At 41.2% G+C, this 16,325-nt stretch carries 19 protein-coding genes; 9 read left to right on the forward strand and 10 right to left on the reverse strand.

The genetic code is table 11. The features are described from left to right. Positions 1–4: 4 nt before the first annotated feature. Positions 5–1,282, reverse strand: coding sequence for a serine hydroxymethyltransferase (glyA, locus tag E3E24_RS04985; protein WP_167885449.1), 1,278 nt, complete (start codon positions 1,280–1,282; stop codon positions 5–7). Positions 1,283–1,416: 134 nt separating this feature from the next. Between glyA and cobB the strand changes: the two genes are divergently transcribed. Genes cobB through E3E24_RS05005 form a run of 4 tightly spaced genes read left to right on the forward strand, consistent with a single transcriptional unit; the run spans position 1,417 to position 3,856 of the window. Then, complete coding sequence (cobB, locus tag E3E24_RS04990) at positions 1,417–2,172, forward strand: NAD-dependent protein deacetylase (protein ID WP_167885448.1); 756 nt, start codon at positions 1,417–1,419, stop codon at positions 2,170–2,172. After that, positions 2,169–2,564: a DUF3783 domain-containing protein gene (locus E3E24_RS04995; protein ID WP_167885447.1), complete on the forward strand. Its 396-nt coding sequence runs from the start codon at positions 2,169–2,171 to the stop codon at positions 2,562–2,564. Before cobB ends, E3E24_RS04995 begins: the two co-directional genes overlap by 4 nt. Before the next feature lie 34 nt (positions 2,565–2,598). Continuing rightward, entirely contained in the window at positions 2,599–3,327 is a 729-nt protein-coding gene (locus tag E3E24_RS05000) for a TIGR02253 family HAD-type hydrolase (protein WP_167885446.1), read from the forward strand. Next, positions 3,314–3,856: an ASCH domain-containing protein gene (locus tag E3E24_RS05005; protein ID WP_167885563.1), complete on the forward strand. Its 543-nt coding sequence runs from the start codon at positions 3,314–3,316 to the stop codon at positions 3,854–3,856. The genes E3E24_RS05000 and E3E24_RS05005 overlap by 14 nt, the downstream gene beginning before the upstream one ends. Before the next feature lie 17 nt (positions 3,857–3,873). On the opposite strand, the gene E3E24_RS05010 is transcribed toward E3E24_RS05005, so the two are convergent. The 4 genes from E3E24_RS05010 to E3E24_RS05025 form a co-directional block, all read right to left on the reverse strand. After that, complete coding sequence (locus E3E24_RS05010) at positions 3,874–5,199, reverse strand: TldD/PmbA family protein (protein WP_167885445.1); 1,326 nt, start codon at positions 5,197–5,199, stop codon at positions 3,874–3,876. A 4-nt stretch (positions 5,200–5,203) separates the two neighbouring features. Beyond that, the gene (locus E3E24_RS05015; RefSeq protein ID WP_167885444.1) at positions 5,204–6,622 is read right to left on the reverse strand and encodes a TldD/PmbA family protein; all 1,419 of its coding nucleotides are present in this window, start codon (positions 6,620–6,622) and stop codon (positions 5,204–5,206) included. Positions 6,623–6,730: 108 nt separating this feature from the next. After that, positions 6,731–7,153: a hypothetical protein gene (locus E3E24_RS05020; RefSeq protein ID WP_167915721.1), complete on the reverse strand. Its 423-nt coding sequence runs from the start codon at positions 7,151–7,153 to the stop codon at positions 6,731–6,733. An 18-nt stretch (positions 7,154–7,171) separates the two neighbouring features. After that, entirely contained in the window at positions 7,172–9,364 is a 2,193-nt protein-coding gene (locus E3E24_RS05025) for a DNRLRE domain-containing protein (RefSeq protein ID WP_167915722.1), read from the reverse strand. Between the two features lie 153 nt (positions 9,365–9,517). Between E3E24_RS05025 and E3E24_RS05030 the strand changes: the two genes are divergently transcribed. Together E3E24_RS05030 and E3E24_RS05035 are read left to right on the forward strand one after the other, a co-directional pair. Further along, on the forward strand, positions 9,518–10,039 hold the full coding sequence (locus E3E24_RS05030; RefSeq protein ID WP_167885442.1) for a cob(I)yrinic acid a,c-diamide adenosyltransferase: 522 nt from the start codon (positions 9,518–9,520) through the stop codon (positions 10,037–10,039). Positions 10,040–10,048: 9 nt separating this feature from the next. Next, the gene (locus tag E3E24_RS05035) at positions 10,049–10,741 is read left to right on the forward strand and encodes an aspartate/glutamate racemase family protein (RefSeq protein WP_167885441.1); all 693 of its coding nucleotides are present in this window, start codon (positions 10,049–10,051) and stop codon (positions 10,739–10,741) included. Here the strand turns inward: E3E24_RS05035 and E3E24_RS12850 are convergent. From E3E24_RS12850 to E3E24_RS05045, 3 genes are read right to left on the reverse strand one after another with little or no spacing between them, the layout of a single operon-like run. Beyond that, entirely contained in the window at positions 10,738–11,031 is a 294-nt protein-coding gene (locus E3E24_RS12850; RefSeq protein ID WP_240912536.1) for a CorA family divalent cation transporter, read from the reverse strand. The genes E3E24_RS05035 and E3E24_RS12850 overlap by 4 nt on opposite strands. Next, positions 11,006–11,707: a CorA family divalent cation transporter gene (locus tag E3E24_RS05040; RefSeq protein WP_240912537.1), complete on the reverse strand. Its 702-nt coding sequence runs from the start codon at positions 11,705–11,707 to the stop codon at positions 11,006–11,008. The genes E3E24_RS12850 and E3E24_RS05040 overlap by 26 nt, the downstream gene beginning before the upstream one ends. 9 nt (positions 11,708–11,716) lie before the next feature. Then, positions 11,717–12,544: an MBL fold metallo-hydrolase gene (locus tag E3E24_RS05045; protein WP_167885440.1), complete on the reverse strand. Its 828-nt coding sequence runs from the start codon at positions 12,542–12,544 to the stop codon at positions 11,717–11,719. 99 nt (positions 12,545–12,643) lie between these two features. Between E3E24_RS05045 and E3E24_RS05050 the strand changes: the two genes are divergently transcribed. The 3 genes from E3E24_RS05050 to E3E24_RS05055 are packed head-to-tail and all read left to right on the forward strand — an operon-like array spanning position 12,644 to position 14,939. Next, positions 12,644–13,540, forward strand: a complete 897-nt coding sequence (locus E3E24_RS05050; protein ID WP_240912112.1) for an aminopeptidase — start codon at positions 12,644–12,646, stop codon at positions 13,538–13,540. Beyond that, positions 13,521–13,697 (forward strand): hypothetical protein, encoded by a 177-nt coding sequence (locus E3E24_RS12855; RefSeq protein ID WP_240912111.1) that lies wholly within the window; start codon positions 13,521–13,523, stop codon positions 13,695–13,697. The genes E3E24_RS05050 and E3E24_RS12855 overlap by 20 nt, the downstream gene beginning before the upstream one ends. Before the next feature lie 48 nt (positions 13,698–13,745). Next, positions 13,746–14,939 carry a redox-regulated ATPase YchF gene (locus E3E24_RS05055; protein WP_167885439.1) on the forward strand — a complete coding sequence of 398 codons (1,194 nt, stop codon included), beginning with the start codon at positions 13,746–13,748 and terminating at the stop codon, positions 14,937–14,939. Here E3E24_RS05055 and E3E24_RS05060 read toward each other — a convergent pair. Both E3E24_RS05060 and E3E24_RS05065 read right to left on the reverse strand, forming a co-directional pair. Then, on the reverse strand, positions 14,926–15,867 hold the full coding sequence (locus tag E3E24_RS05060) for an endo alpha-1,4 polygalactosaminidase (protein ID WP_167885438.1): 942 nt from the start codon (positions 15,865–15,867) through the stop codon (positions 14,926–14,928). The two genes, E3E24_RS05055 and E3E24_RS05060, sit on opposite strands and share 14 nt — an antisense overlap. 11 nt (positions 15,868–15,878) lie before the next feature. Then, positions 15,879–16,313, reverse strand: a complete 435-nt coding sequence (locus tag E3E24_RS05065) for a class III signal peptide-containing protein (protein ID WP_167885437.1) — start codon at positions 16,311–16,313, stop codon at positions 15,879–15,881. Positions 16,314–16,325: the final 12 nt, after the last annotated feature.

Raw genomic sequence — 16,325 nt, forward strand, 5'->3', positions numbered from 1 at the left:
GAAATCACTCCTTCATTGGTAGACCATAGTCGAAGGAGTAGTAGACCTTCTGGAACTGCTTTCTGAACTCGAAGACTTCCTTCTCGACCTTCTTTGGATCCTCCTTGTCGATGAGGACTCTTCTCATAAACCTTGCAATTTCTTTCATATCATCTTCCATCATTCCAACTCTCGTCATCTCTTGGACACCGATTCTGAGACCACTTGGTGTGTTGACCTTCTCAAGTGGGTCCCAAGGTAAGAGATTCTTGTTGAGGATTATGCCCGCCTCTTCGAGGAGCGGTGCTGCCCATCCGCCAGCTGCTTCGTGAAGGTCGCTGACATCAACTATAACCTGGTGGCTCTTGGTATAGCCTTGGTCTTCGCCGATGACATTGAATCCTTCTTCAGCTAAAGCCTCAGCTAAAGCCTTAGCGTTCTTTACAATCTGCTTTGCATAAGCTTCACCGTACTCAAGCATCTCCGCTGCTGTGATAACTTTTCCAGCCATGTGGTGGAGGTGGTGGTTGCTGAGGACGCCTGGGAAGATTGCCCACTGGAGCTTTGCAACGTCCTCACCAAAGTTCTTGTAGAGGATTACACCGCCTTGTGGACCTGGGAATGTCTTGTGAGTTGAAGATGTGATTATGTCAGCGCCCTCTCTAAGTGGGTCTTGGAATTCTCCCCCAGCAATCAATCCGAGAACGTGAGCTGCATCATACATAACATAAGCTCCAACCTCTTTAGCTACTGGAGCGAGCTCTTTGACAGGGTGTGGGAATGGGAACAGTGAACCACCGAAGACAACGAGCTTTGGCTCCTTCTCTCTAATAAGCTGAGCTGCCTTGTCAACATCAATGTTGAAGGTTTCGTTATCGAACGGCCATGTGAAGACATTGAGACCTCTCATACCAGCTGCACCAAAAGGCATGTGGCTTATGTGTCCACCGTGAGAGGTATGGAGGACTATAACGTTATCTCCAGGCTGTGTGAGACCGAAGAATACAGCTTGGTTCGCGTTTGTACCTGAAATTGGTCTTAAATCCGCGAAATCACTCTTGAAGAGCTTGCAGAAGAGATCAACACCAATAAGTTCAACCTCATCAACGTATTTACATCCTTGATAGTACCTCTGCTTTGGCCACCCCTCAGCATACTTATGCATAAAGCCAGAGGCAACAGCTCTTGTAACACTTGGAGAAGTCACGTTTTCGCTTGCAATCAAATTAATTGTTGAGCTCCTCCACTTCTCGTGCATCTCAATAAACTCCAGAACCTTATCCTTATACTCTGCATAGCTCATAGTACCACCCCAAAGATTTATGCATGAAATATTTCATTGCCATGTAATTTAAAGGTTGCTTAGATACTTAAGCGAAAAAGATGACATATGTTAAGATTTTAAAGCCAAGAAGACGAAAAATATTGGGGAGTGAGATGATAGAAGAAGCAGTGAAATTAATCGCTCGCTCAAAGTTTCTAATAGCTTTCACCGGAGCTGGAATAAGTGCCGAGAGTGGAATACCAACTTTTAGAGGAAAAAACGGGCTATGGAAGCAGTACCGCCCAGAAGAACTTGCCACACCAGAAGCTTTTGCCAGAAATCCAAAGCTTGTGTGGGAATTCTACAAATGGAGAATGAAGCTCATATCAAAAGCCAAGCCAAACAGAGCACACTTAGCTCTGGCTGAACTTGAAAGAATGGGAATTCTTAAAGCCGTAATAACTCAGAACGTTGATGATCTGCACAGAGAAGCTGGGAATAAAAACATCATCGAGCTGCATGGCAACATCTTTAGGGTTAAATGCACGCGTTGTGATTACAGAGAGAATCTCAAAGAAAGCAGAAGACTTGAAAAGTTCCTTGAAGATGAAGATTTGCCTAAATGTCCAAAGTGCAGCTCTCTTTTAAGGCCAGACGTCGTTTGGTTTGGAGAAGCCTTGCCCGAGGGAGCTTTAAGCAAAGCATTCAACTTAGCAAGAAAATCTGATGTATGTTTGGTTATAGGGACGAGTGGACAAGTGTTTCCGGCAGCATACATACCCTACATGGTCAGAGATAACGGCGGTTATGTAATTGAAATCAATCCAAGTGAAAGCGGCATCACGCCGATAGCTGACATCTTCATAAGGGGAAAAGCTGGGGAAGTTATGGATGAGCTTTTGAAGAAAATCATGGAGCTGAGAGAATGATATTTTTAATTGGATTTAACGAGAATGAAGTTAAGAAAATCAGAGAAACACTTAGTGAGTTTAAAGTTTATGAGGCTCCCCAATACTGCAGGGATTGGGCTGTGCAAAGCATAGTTGAGAAAGCAGAAGAACTGAAAGGTTCATGTGACTGGCATCTCAAAAAGTTCATTTTAATGCACAACCTTGAAAATTCCCAAATTAAGGAAGTTTTAGCTAAAATAAAGTCCCTAAACCTCGGAAAGATAATCTTTGCAACCACGACGCCAACTTCACTCACATGGAAGCTTGAGGATTTGCTTGAAGAGCTGATTCGTGAAGACGAATACTTCCAAGAATTGAAGAGAATGAGGACAAAACAAAGCAAGCTGTATTTGGATATTGGGAAAGGTTAAATAGGTTTTTATCGAAGATAAAATGGGGAGGGGTATGATAAAGGTTGTGTTTTTTGATTTGGATGATACGATAGCTGATACAACAAGGTTAGCTGAAATGGCAAGAAAGAACGCAATAGAAAACATGATCCGCCATGGAATGCCCGTTGATTTTGATACCGCTTATAATGAGCTTTTGGAGCTTATCAATGAGTATGGAAGCAACTTTCCAAGGCACTTTGACTATCTTCTCAGACGTTTAGACTTAAAGTATAATCCAAAGTGGGTTGCTGCTGGAGTAATTGCTTACCATAATACAAAATTTGCTTATCTGAGAGAGGTAAGACATGTGAGGAGGACTCTCCTTAAGCTTCGTGAGATGGGCCTAAGGCTCGGTATAATCACAGATGGGGATCCAATAAAACAGTGGGAGAAAATTCTGCGCTTAGATTTAGACGACTTCTTTGAACATGTCGTCATATCTGACTTTGAGGGAGTTAAGAAGCCGCATCCAAAAATTTTCCAGAAAGCACTTAGAACATTTGGAATTAAAGCTGAAGAAGCTGTAATGGTTGGAGATAGGCTTTATTCAGACATTTATGGAGCAAAAAGGGTTGGTATGCATACAGTTTGGTTCCGCTATGGAAAGTATGCAAACAGGGAAAAGGAATATAAGGAGTATGCGGACTATGAAATCACCGATCTGCTTGACGTTCCGAAGATAATAGAGGTGCTGAACAGTGGCAAAGACGATTCAAATAAGGAAGTTCATGCTGATAGATAACGCATACAAAGAGCGTATTCTGAAGGGAAAGAAAGTTACAACGATTAGATATGGAAAATACGAAGCAAAACCGGGAAGCGAGGTTTACATAGTCATAACTCCAAGCGATACGGCAATAGCTAAAGCTAGGATAAAGAGTGTCATAAAAAAGAAGGTCAAAGAGCTCACCAATGAGGATGCAAAGAGAGATGGTTTTAAAGACGTTAAAGAGCTTTTGAGAGCCTTGAACAAAATTTACGGAGAGCTTTATGGGGATGATGAAATCACAATCATTGAGTTTGAAGTTATAAAACAGTTCAAAGAAGGAATACCCCTAAAATGGCTCAAGGGCTTGAATTACAGAGACCCCTATGAGATAGCTAAGCTTTATGTCGAAAACAACCTAAAAATTGCTCCAGATGTTGATTTGATTGTGAAAAAAGTCCATGAGGAGGGACTAAAAGCTGCAGTGAAAAGATATGGACCAAAGAGGGTTAGAGATGCATTATTAAAGGCTTATCATGAACTTTATGCTAAAGGAATAATTTAGGGAAAAGGAAAAAGAAGTTACTTTGTAGCCTTCGTTATGCCAACATCTTTAACCAACACATAAGGAGTAAATACTGGCGTTCTGACTTCCCACCAGTGGATGTGATAGAGTTCCTTTCCTAGAGCAGCTATGCTCTCCAAGATGCGCTGGAAGTTATCGCTTACGCGGATGTTCCTTATCGGCTTAACAATCTCACCGTTTTCAATTAAGAACGCTCCATCCCTTGGAATCGTCGAGAAATCACCAGCAACATAGTTCTGGAACCTTGTGTACCAAACGTTTGTTATGTAAATTCCCCTCTTGACCTCGCTGAAGAGCTCTTCTTTTGAGTAATCTCCAGCTTCAAGGTAGATGTTCCAAGCTCTTGGCATTGTTAGACCTGCGTTAGCTGTTGTTTTAGTGTTGTATTTTCTAGCTAGGCTTGTGTTGAGAAGATACGTCTTCAAAACTCCATTTTCAATTATCGTTGTTTCTTGAGTTGGAACACCTTCATCGTCAAATTTCCTCGTTCCATAAGCATTTGGCATGTTGCCTACATCCTTCAAAACGAGGTCTTCACTTGCAACCTTCTGCCCAAGCTTGCCAACTAAAAAGCTGAATCCTGCTTCAACAGCAAAGGCTGATGCCATGAAGCTCATATATGAAAGCAGATTTGCGAAGGCTAACGGGTCAAAGATGACGTCGTATTTGCCAGCATCTCCCTCTTCCGGATTAACGGCAAGCTTCGCTATCTCTCCAGCCTTTCTTCCAGCGCTTTCTGGGTCGAACTTTTTCAAAACTCTGACTGAATTCGTCCCATGTCCGCTTGCTATGTCATCAACGAAAGCCCTAACACTGATTTCTATGCCGGTTCCCTCGTCAAAAGCCTCAACATTGTTGCTTGTCGTTAAGTAGAGCTTGTTGTAGTCCGTATAGAGAACTCCAGCAACCCTCTTAGCCCCTTCTTCCAATGCTGAGTTTATGGCAATCTCAACGTATTCATTCGGCTCATCAAGCTCAACTATTGCCTTGTCAAATGTCTCTGGAATGTCCCTATATTCAAATGGGCCCTCTGCTATGCCATAATAGTCCTTCTTTGGCTCCATCGCCTTTGCTGTCTTGAAAAGCATTTTTAATGTCTCTTCGATTGTTTTTTCATCAAGTGCTGTAAGCTCTGTTGAGACAAGCCTCTTTTCATATTCAGCAAAAATTACAGATTTTTGATAGTGCCAGTTTTTAGCGACAGTAATCTCGTTGTTTGCAAATCTGACTTGTCTCCTCTGTGTCTCATATGATAAAACAACGACATCTCCAAAGCCAATCTCTTTGGCCTTCTTTAAAATGAGTTCATTAATATCAAACATTTTCTCACCTCCTCAATACAACGTCCCTAAGTCTTGCACTCGCCCCTCCCATCCATACTGGAACTCCCTGTCCGGGTTCACCTTTTCCACATGTTCCTGGGTAAAATTCAACCTCCTTTCCTACTGCGTCAACACTGCTCCACAGACCTTTTGTTGTAATCTCAAGGATAGGTCTCCTTACTGGATGCTTTATTTCACCATTCTCGATTAAATACGCCTCTCTACCAATGTACCTCTGCTGGTACCTCCTATCGTCAATGTTCCATTCGTTAAAGCTGACCATGTAAACTCCAAGCTTCACATCTTCAATCAGCTCCTCAAAGGAATAATCGCCCGGAGCCAAGTATGTGTTGGCCATTCTCACTATGGGCTCTCTGTCGTAGTTTATCGCCCTAGCAGAGGCGTTTGAGTGAGTGCCTAAGTAATAGGCGTATTCTCTATTCATCAAGAACTCGGTAATGATTCCATCTTTGATTAGGTACCTCGGACGAGCTTTGACGCCTTCATCATCATACAGGTAGAAACCCCAGCTGTTTGGTATTGTTGGGTCTTCAATAACAGTAACAACTTCACTCCCAATTTTTTGTCCAAGCATCTCTGGTTTGACAAAGCTCTCTCCAGCTTGAGCTGCCTCCCTTCCAAAAATCCTATCAGCTTCATAAGGATGTCCAACGCTCTCGTGAACAGCTATTCCTGCAACTTCTGGACTTATAACAACATCTACCTTTCCTTCTGGCGGCTTCTTTCCTTCCTTTATTAATCTCTGCAAGGCTTTAACATCATTTAATGCTTTCTTCCAGGGTTCTGCCTTCTCTATCAACTCAAGACCACCAGTGAAAGCTGTCTGAACAAACGGAGCTTGTTCAACTTGACCTTCCTCAAAAACCACCAAGTTGTATGTTATTGAGACCCTTGGAATGACACTCTCAACTTTTGCTCCTTCATTGTTGACGAAATACTTGTGAGCAATCCAGTCTTGATAGCTTAAAAATCTCATTGGAACATTGACTCCACTGTTCAGAACTTCTTCTTCGATGAGCTTTAGATACTCCATCTTTTCTTCTCCAGAATAGTCTCTGAAGTCTTTCTTCATTCTTACTTCGTAGTAAACTTCATGAAACCTCCCCTCGCTGAACTCTATTGGTCTGTTTCTAACTTTTGCCGCAGCTTTTGCAAGCTTAACAGCTTTCTTGACAGCTTCGCTGACACTTTCCTTTGTCAGAACGTTTGTTGATGCAAACCCCATTCCGCCATTTACAAGAACTCTAATTCCAATCCCTCTGTCAGCTCTTATGCCTAGCCCTTCTGGATTGCCGTTTTTCATGACAATATTTACTCCACTATGTTCCTCGAATCTTGCTTCCGCGTATTTTGCTCCAAGCTCTAAAGCCTTTTCAACAGCAAACTCAACAAGTTCATGCATGACTCCCACCTCTCATCTATGCATAGAAGAGTGCAATCCTTAAATATAAAATCGTTTCGCTTCGATGGATGTTGAAATGAGAAGCGAAGATAAAATTAAAGAGAAAGTTCAGATTTCCCCTGCAAGCCAGAGGAGAACTCCCTTAATGAACGGCCAGTTTGTGCTTATGTAGTTTCCGTAATACTTGTCGCTTATAGCTTTGCTTGAACCATAGGCTACGATTCTTCCTTCTCCAACCTCAACTGCTGCTGCGACAATTGGTTTTGATCCCTTCTCTTTTGTAATCTTTCCTGTCTGATCAACAGCATAGGAGCTTTCATAACCTCTGATAAGCCAAACTGCATCTCCAGATACATCCAAAGTATCACCGCCATAATACATCTTCCATGTTTCGTTGAGGAATTTCATTGCTGGATGCTCAAAGTTGTATTCACCAACGAACGGATAGTACGGCTTTCCATCGTTTATTTCATCATCCATAAGCTCATCGTCATTGAACTTGATGCCAAACTCTTCAGTTATCTTATTCAAGCTTCTGTAGTAAATGTACTAGTAAATGTACTTATGCCAGTCTCCGAGAATGAAGAGGCCCCCACCTTCTTTGACCCACTGCTTGATTGCTTGAGCTTCCTCATCTGTGATATCCGTCCCTGGATTAGTAATGATGAGAATGTCATAATCTTTGAGCTTCTCGTAGGTTAGCATTCCATAGTTAACATCAACTGTCCAGTTAAGTTCGTTCTTAATCCTGTTGATGAGACCACTCATCATGTCAGCATTGTAGTACTGATTATGACCTGAATCGATAAGCACTTTTACGAGCTTTGGAACTTTTATTGTTATGTTCTCAATTATTGTTGCATTTTCGCTAGTCATATTCTGTTGTTGAATCATCGCCTTGACTTGCTCAAGTGTTGAGTTTAGTATTGGGTTGATGTGCTCAAGCATCTTAATGGTTTCTTCGGTGATGACTGTTGCCTTCCTGAGTGGTATCATGAGCGGGATGTAGTAGCCCTTTTCCTTGTAGCCTGAAAGGCTCTCGTACTTCTGGTGAAGGCTGTTTATCTCTTCAACATTTGCCTGTATTGCCTCTATGTCCCTCTGAATTGGTGTTAAGTCAACTCCATACTCTTGGAGCTCTTCAATCATATCTGTAAACTGCTCATAAAGCTGGTCAAGCTCTCCTTTATGTTTCATGTATTTTTTATCATAATAGAGAACGAGAGTATGTGCAATAACATTGAAATCTGGAATGTGCGGCTTTATGTCCTCTGCATACCTTGGTTCAATCTTAAAGTTACCATAGGGATACCACACAATTCCTCTTATGTAGTCATATTTTGTATAGCTCGGGGTATAGTCGTAGAACTTATCGTCAATTCTAACTGGGCCACTACCGTCATCAACCGACCACTCCCCGTAGCTAAGGTTAGGATTGACAACCTTAACATCCCTGACCTCCACGAGAACACCTTCCCACTGCTCTTGGGCAACATCGCCCGTTGGGAGAATCACTGGATCAGGAACTTCAGCAGTACCCAAAACTTCTATGTTTCTCTGGTCGGTCAGGGTATCTTTGTAGTTGAGCTCAGTGAAATGATAGTGCTCCTCCACAAGAGCCTGAACGCTGACATAGTCACCAACCTTGACTGGCGGAGTGCTACCAGTGTAGACCCAGATTCCACTCCATGGCCCAGTACCATTCTGAATTGTGAATCCATAGTCTGTAACAAAAGTGACTACACCATAGGTCTTTACGAGAATATCTTCATAAACTGAAGCATCACCATCCTCGGTATTGCTCTGAATTTCTTGGATTGACGTCACTACACCTACCTCAACATAAGCAGTTTCTTGGGATAACAGGGATCCGTCCTCATCTTTGAGTATGACACTAATCTCGTGAGTGCCTAACCCCTCTGGAGTCCATGGAATGCCCACAGTTTTCTCTTCATTCTTCCCAATTGAAAATGTTGTGTTTTCGTAAATGACCTTTCCATTGACGGATATCGTTAGATTAAGGTTTGAGTAATCAAATTCATCATTGTTCTGCACGGTTACATTAATGTTTGTCTTTTCCCCTTTCCAAACTACTTTTGGAGCTTCAACATTGGTAATTTGAACGTTTTTGGGAAGAGTGTACTCCACGTTCAAATAAGGCCTATTGTCTGATGCATCTGTGGATGATATCTTCAGGTAGTTATTAGTAAGTGACTCATCAACGAGCTTGACGATGAAGCTGATAACATGATTGTCAGTTAGGTCAAGGTTAGCCATGAAGTCGGAAACATCAAAGCAGTACCAGGTGTTGTAGCTGTTAGCAGTTGCAGTAGCAACAAGTTCAATAGGCTCCGGAATGGCATCTGGCGTTTCTGAGCCAGCCCAATTATTAGTGGTCGTGTAAAGACCGATGTCAAAGGGACCATTCTTCACGTAGGTGACGTAAATGCAGAGGCTGGCAGACTCTATCTGTATATTCGTGGGCAATTCTGAGAGATCGAATTTCAAATATGCCCTTTCTTTCTGATAACTAGACGAATTTCCAACGTAAAGGACATAGTCACCATAAAAGCTGTCATAGTAATAGTCTTTCCAGTTAAAGGTCTCCCCATCTTTATAATAGCTGTATGCGTCGTCAATGGCCGTTAGAATGGAGTCCGTAGCTGTTACCGGCTTAATCATCCACGCTGGAACCATACTTAAAATCATTACAATAATCAAAAACAGACCCCACCTCTTCATAGTATCACCAAAATTCTAAAAACGCTCTCAAGTATAAATAGCTTTTCCTAGTGCTTTTGTATCACCTGTGATGTATAGATATCGACATTAGACAACAAAAAAGCAACAAAAGGGATAAAAAGGCCAGCACTTTTAACTGAACTTGGTGATTATATGCCAATCACAACAAAAACTGGTGATAAGGGAACAACTGGAATTTTCACTGGGGAAAGGCTGGCAAAGTTCTCACCGATTATTGAAGCCAACGGGGCAATTGATGAAGCAAGCTCTTTTCTTGGAGAAGCAAAGCACTACATTGGGGATGAGGAGCTTAGAGCCATTGTAGAGAAAATTCAAGTTGACCTGTATTCTCTCATGGCAGAGATAGCAAGCAAAGGCAAATACAAGAAGATTAGGGAGAGGGAGATAGAGGAGATAGAAGGGTTAATTAAAAAATTCGAAGAGGAAGTCCAGCTGAAATCTTTTGTAATCCCTGGCTCAACAATAGCGAGCGCAAAACTTGACGTCTGCAGAGCTGTTGTGAGAAGGGCAGAAAGAAAAGTTGCAAGGCTCCTTTTGGAATATGGATTTGGCGAAGATGCCCTAAAATATCTCAACCGCCTAGGTGACTTGCTGTTTATTATGGCGCGTTATATTGAGTGGAAAGAAGGCAAACTCAAATATGCAAAAAGCTGAGTGGTTAAAATGGGGAAGGAAAAAATAATAGGTATCCTTGGCGGTATGGGCCCTATGGCAACTGTTGAGCTATTTAAAAGAATAGTTCTGAAAACCCCAGCAAAAAGAGACCAGGACCATCCAAGGATTATAATCTACAACAATCCAAAAATTCCCGATAGAACAGCTTACATTCTCGGTAAAGGTGAAAATCCCCTGCCAGAACTCATTGACAGTGCAAAAAAGCTTGAAAGCTGGGGAGCAGATTTTATAATAATGCCCTGCAACACAGCACACTTCTTCGCCGATGAGATCCAGAAGGCAATAAACATTCCACTAATCAACATGATTGAGGAAACTGCCGAATATGTTAAACAGCTGGGGATTAAACGAGTTGGACTGCTGGCAACAACGGGAACATTAACTAGTGGAATTTATCAGAAAGCTCTGGAAAAGAGAGAGATAAAAGCGATAATACCAAATGAGGAAGAGCAAGAGAAAGTCATGAGAGGCATCTACGAAGGAATCAAAGCTAACAAGTTCGAGCTTGGGAGAGAACTCCTGTTGGAGATAGCCAAAAAGCTTGAAAAGGAAAGCGAAGGCATCATTGCGGGCTGCACTGAGGTAAGTGTTGCGCTGAAACCTGAGGATTTGGAGGTTCCGCTAATTGATCCAATGGATATTATAGCTGAAAAAGCTGTGAAGCTTGCTCTGAATCTCTAAAGCCACCCTTTTCTTTTGAAATAATAGAGCATGCTAAGTGATGTCATCAACATAACAAGCAGAACTGCAGGGTATCCATAACGCCAAGTCAGCTCTGGCATGTAGCGGAAGTTCATACCGTATAGTCCAGTTATGAACGTCAGAGGTATGAAAATTGTCGAAATTACTGTTAGTACTCTCATGATCTCATTTATTCTCATTGAGATTGTGGAGTAGTAAATATCTATGAGACCATTCGCCATCTCACGCTGGCTTTCTATTAGGTCAAGAACTTCCAGAACGTGGGGCATTAAGCTCTCTAAGATATGGCCTTGTGTCCTCTTCAAAGAACCTTGTACCTTCAAGCTGCAGCTCCCTAAAGACCTCAAGGAGAGGGAAAATTGCACGCCTCATGAAGAGGATTCTTCTGCGTATTGTGTGAATTTTCCTGAGCATTTCTCTGTCGCTGTTACGGAGTATCTTATCCTCTATCGCCTCCATTTTTGCATTTATCTTATCCAAAATTGGGATATAGTTGTTAATTACCGCATCAAGGAGGAGAAAAACCAAATAATCCGCTTTTTTCTCCCTAACAAGTCCTTCTCGCTTCCTAATACTCTCTCTTATAGGGTTGAAAACATCACCCTTTACTTCCTGCAGAGTTATCACGTAGTTATCCTTCAGAAATATTGCAGTTTTCTCCCTTTTTAATCCTCCAGAGGATTCATAGACTTGATAGAGGAGTACAAAAAGATAATCCTCAAAAATTTCAACTTTTGGTCTGCTTTTTGAACGGAGGATTGACCTTATCGAGGTGTCATAAAGACCAAAAGTTTTCTTTAATTCATCCAGATAAGCAATACCATCAATGTTTATCCATACCACAGAATATTCCGTGTAATTAAGGGCTTCCTCAATGTTCTCAAGCCTCTTTTCCGTAAATTTATCCTTTGAATATGCAAAGAGCGTAATCTGTGGATTCCCCATTTTCAACACCTAAAATTCAATTACCATGCCACTATGAAGCTTATGGAACCTATCTCCGTAAGCTTTCAAAAATTCAGCTTCTGCTTTTAGTCCAGTACAATGTCCCGTATAAACTTCTTCGACACCAAGCTCTTGGAAAGCTTTGACAGTTTGCTTTATCCTCTCACCGCTGGCATCAATGAGATGGAATCCCCCAATAACTGCCCTCACTTTCTTGATGCCTGTAATTTCAACGGCACGCTTAATTATGCTCACAATTCCAGCATGAGAGCAACCGCTAACGACTACCAGCCCTTGCGAGGTTTTTATAACCAAGCTCATGTCATCTAAAAGTTCATCCCTCACAAGTTTGCCATCTTCTACTGTATAAAGCCCCAAAGTTGCTTTCTCAAAGTCTTCTCTCTTCCTTATTTCCCCAGTAGAATAGATATCTTCAACGATTTGAAACGGCTCATCCACTAGGTATAACTCTGCTAACTCTTCAATCTCTTCTCTTGAAAATGGAATTCCAACATGCCTCAGATATGGCTCTGTTATAAAATGTCTTCTGAATATTAAAGGATGTGCAATGACTGGAATTCTCCTTTTGATGGCTTTAAGCATCCCCAATAAGCCACCAGTATGGTCATAGTGGCAGTGTGATAAAAATATGTAGTCAATGCTCTCTGGCTCTAACCCTAATATGCCCATATTGTATAAAATTGGCTTTTCGCTTTGTCCGACGTCAAAAAGAATGCGCTTTTCTCTGTGTTCAATTAGAAAACTTATGCCATGGTGACCTAAGAAAGGACTTTCATAACCAGAATAATCTTCAACAAGGGTGTAGATTCTTGTCATCAGTAACCACCCAAGGAATTAAGAATCCAAAGTAATTATGCTTTTCTCTTCCATAATTGTTATTAAATGAAGAAACGAATCCCAATTTTAGGTGGTTCTATGAAGCTCGAGGAGGTCTCAAGGATAGTCATGCGTGAAGTTCTAGATGTTCAGAAAGGGGAAGAAGTGCTGATAATAACAAATCCCGGAGAGATTCTTGGCATTTCATTGAGCCTTTTCAATGCTGCTAGGGAATTTCACGCTAAGCCTACAATCATTATTCAAGAGCCAAAGACTTCACTTGAATTTGCAGAGCGAAGTGTAATTGAGGCCATAAAAAGTGAACCGGACATAGTAATCTCAATAACTGAGAAAAAATTGGGGAAAGATGCATTTGGATTGAATATCGGATATGTAGGAAGAGACAACCAAAAGTATACCCACATTTTTGAAAAGCTCCTCCGGGGAGATAGAAAAATACGCTCCTTCTGGAGCCCTGGAATCACTGTAGACATGTATCTGAGAGCTGTTCCAATTGATTATGAGAGGCTTAGGTATGAGGCACAAGTCTTAGCTGAAATTTTTGATAAAGGGAAAGAAGTGCATGTAGCAACTGAAAAAGGAACAGATTTGTGGATTAACATCAAAGGAAGAAAAGCATTCAGAGACGATGGTGATTTTAGAAAACCTGGAAAAGGTGGCAACTTGCCCGCTGGAGAAGTATTCATTTCTCCCGCAGTTGGAAAAAGTGAGGGAGTGATAGTTTTTGATGGAACTCTGGGCTTAGGGGGAAAAAGTATACTCTCCAAAAATCCTGTAAAAGTATACGTTAAAGAAGGTTTTGTGCAAAAGATTGAAGGTAAAGAAGAAGCTAAAAAGCTTGAAGAGGCCATAAGGAGAGCAGAGGAAAGAGCGCTTAAAATGGGAAAAGAAGAGCTGGCTAAGAATGCATGGCACTTGGGAGAACTCGGTATAGGACTAAATCCGAGAGCAAAAATTGAGTGGAAAGCTCCTTGAGGATGAGAAGCTCAGAAATACAGTCCATATAGCAATTGGGGCAAACTATGATAATGATGCTCCAGCTTTGAACCACTTTGATTGTCTCATTCTTAATCCAACGGTTGAAGTTGACGGGGAGAAGATAATGGAGAAAGGAAAATTCCTTATCTTTTAATCCTCAACTTTATAAGCTGGAACCAGCTTAGAGTAAGTAGGTGATAAAATGGAGATCGGTGTAGTCGGAAAGCCAAATGTGGGAAAATCAACCTTTTTCTCTGCAGCAACTTTAGTAGATGTTCAGATAGCCAATTATCCATTCACTACTATTGAGGCGAACGTTGGAGTGAGTCATGTTATAGCAGAGCATCCATGCAAAGAGCTTGGCTGTGTTCCAAATCCACAGAACTACGAGTATAGAGACCGGTTAGCCTTGATTCCAATAAAGATGATTGACGTAGCTGGACTTGTACCCGGTGCACATGAGGGAAGGGGTCTAGGAAACAAATTTTTAGATGACCTAAGAATGGCCTCAGCGTTGATTCATATCATTGATGCAAGCGGAAAGACTGATGCTGAAGGACAGCCCACAGATTACCATGATCCCGTTGAAGATATTGAATTTCTGGAGAAAGAGATAAACTACTGGATCTATGGAATTTTAAAGAAGAATTGGGATAAATTTGCTAAAAGGGTTAAACTTCAACATCTAAATCTCGCAAGAGCCATTGCAGAGCAACTGACTGGAATTGGGGTCAGTGAGGAAGATGTCCTTGAAGCTTTGCACAAAACAAACTTAAGCAATGACCCAACCAAATGGAGCGATGAAGATTTGTATAACTTTGTCAGCGAACTTAGGAGAATAAATAAGCCAATCATAATAGCGGCAAACAAAGCAGATACGGCAAGCGATGAACAAATAAAGAGACTTATCGAAGAAGGGAAGAAAAGAGGCTATATTGTCGTACCAACTTCAGCTGTCGCTGAGTTAACGCTTAGAAAGGCAGCGAAAGCTGGCTACATAGATTATCTCCCCGGTCAAAGCGATTTCAAAATTTTAAAACCCCTCAGCTCAAAGCAGCAGAAAGCGTTGGAGCTTATCAAAGAGAAAGTCCTCGAGAGATTTGGCTCAACGGGAGTTCAAGAGGTCATCAACAAAGCTGTTTTTGAATTACTGCAGTTGATTCCAGTTTATCCCGTTGAGGACGAGAATAAGATGACTGACAGCTTTGGAAACGTTTTGCCTCACGTGTTCTTAATGAAGAAAGGCTCAACGCCGAGGGACTTAGCATTTAAAGTGCACACCGATCTAGGGAAGACATTTCTCTATGCAATAAATGCAAGAACACACAGAAGAGTAGGGGAAGACTATGAGCTTCAATTCAACGACATTATAAAAATTGTAGCTACCGCAAGATGAGTTCTCTAAGTGAGTGCGGAAGAAGTACTACTAGCAAAATTGCTCCCGACCCGCAGATATTTTTATTTTCTCCCTCAATTTTTGTCTCACTTGAAGCAACTTGGCTTTTTGTGAAGTTCTCACACGGGTTAAATCCAATTCTCTGAAGGGTTATATCGGCCATATAAACTTCAAAGCCGTATTTATCTGCATATTTGCAAACGACTTTGGAAAATTCTTCTACCTGCTTCTCATTGTCTAAATCCACATAGCTTAAAGCCAAGACTTTAACATTCAGCTTCTTCAGCATTTCGGCTTGAGCAAGAACCCACTGCAAGTCGGCATCTTGATAAATCTTGTATTTATTGTCATTGAAATCATAATAAGTTATGAAATCCTCAAAGAGGATGTAATCAACATAGGGAGCAATTTCTTTGGTTATTGAAAAGCCTCTGTTTGCTACAATAACTATATCAGGATATTTTTCACGAATTGCTTTAATGAGTTCGACCATTGCTTCTCTCTTTTCGGGATACTTATCAACGTAGTCCAAATTGTCCAAAAAGACACCATCAAAACCTTTTGAGAGGATATACGGGACAGCTTTATTGAGAACTATGTCTCTCCACTGTGGAGAGGAAAAGTCAACTTCTTTCTCATCCCATGTTTCCCAATGTCCTATTATTATACTATCAGGAACTTCCTCAGCCCAAGGCTCCCAGTCGCCGATAGTTGCTAGGCTTAAATAACCCACAACGGTTACGTTTTTGGCTTTCAGCTCTTTGATATAGTTTTCTTCCACTAAAGGAGAAAGAATAAGGAGATTGAACTTTGAGAGTTCATTTACATTGGAAGGGGATACATCACCATAATAAACTGCAAAGCTTGCATAAACAAGAGTCTGAAGGGATATAAAAACAAAGGTCATAAAAGTTAAGTATCCTTTCATTTGGCATCACTTTACTCCTTCCAAATATAGAATCTTATCTCACAAGGAAAATACTCCTCTGGAACGGGAGTCCAATAATTAGCCCAATAATTTACCGGTGTAAGTAGACCTTCATGTGTTATCACCTGATACCCTGCCACATTAGGTGGTTTATTCATGCATATTAGTGCCAACTGGGCTTTTCTTATAGGTGTCGTTATTGCCCAGATTTTGTACTCCACTTTGTATGTTCCATCGCCATTATCTACTAAATAAGCCTCAACTTTTATATCTCCATAATCGGCAGTTATGTTGTTAAAAAGCCCTGGATTTAGAGTTATTTCATTATAATGAGGCACCTCTTTAGCGGCTCCTTTAAGATACCTAACTCCAATAGCAACAATAATAATCACTAAAGCAACAACAAAAAGATACTCAAGAGAGCCTTGGCCTTTCTTAATTCTCATGCCTTGTCACCA

This window comes from Thermococcus sp. LS2, assembly GCF_012027375.1.
In the GTDB taxonomy this organism is placed as follows: domain Archaea; phylum Methanobacteriota_B; class Thermococci; order Thermococcales; family Thermococcaceae; genus Thermococcus_B.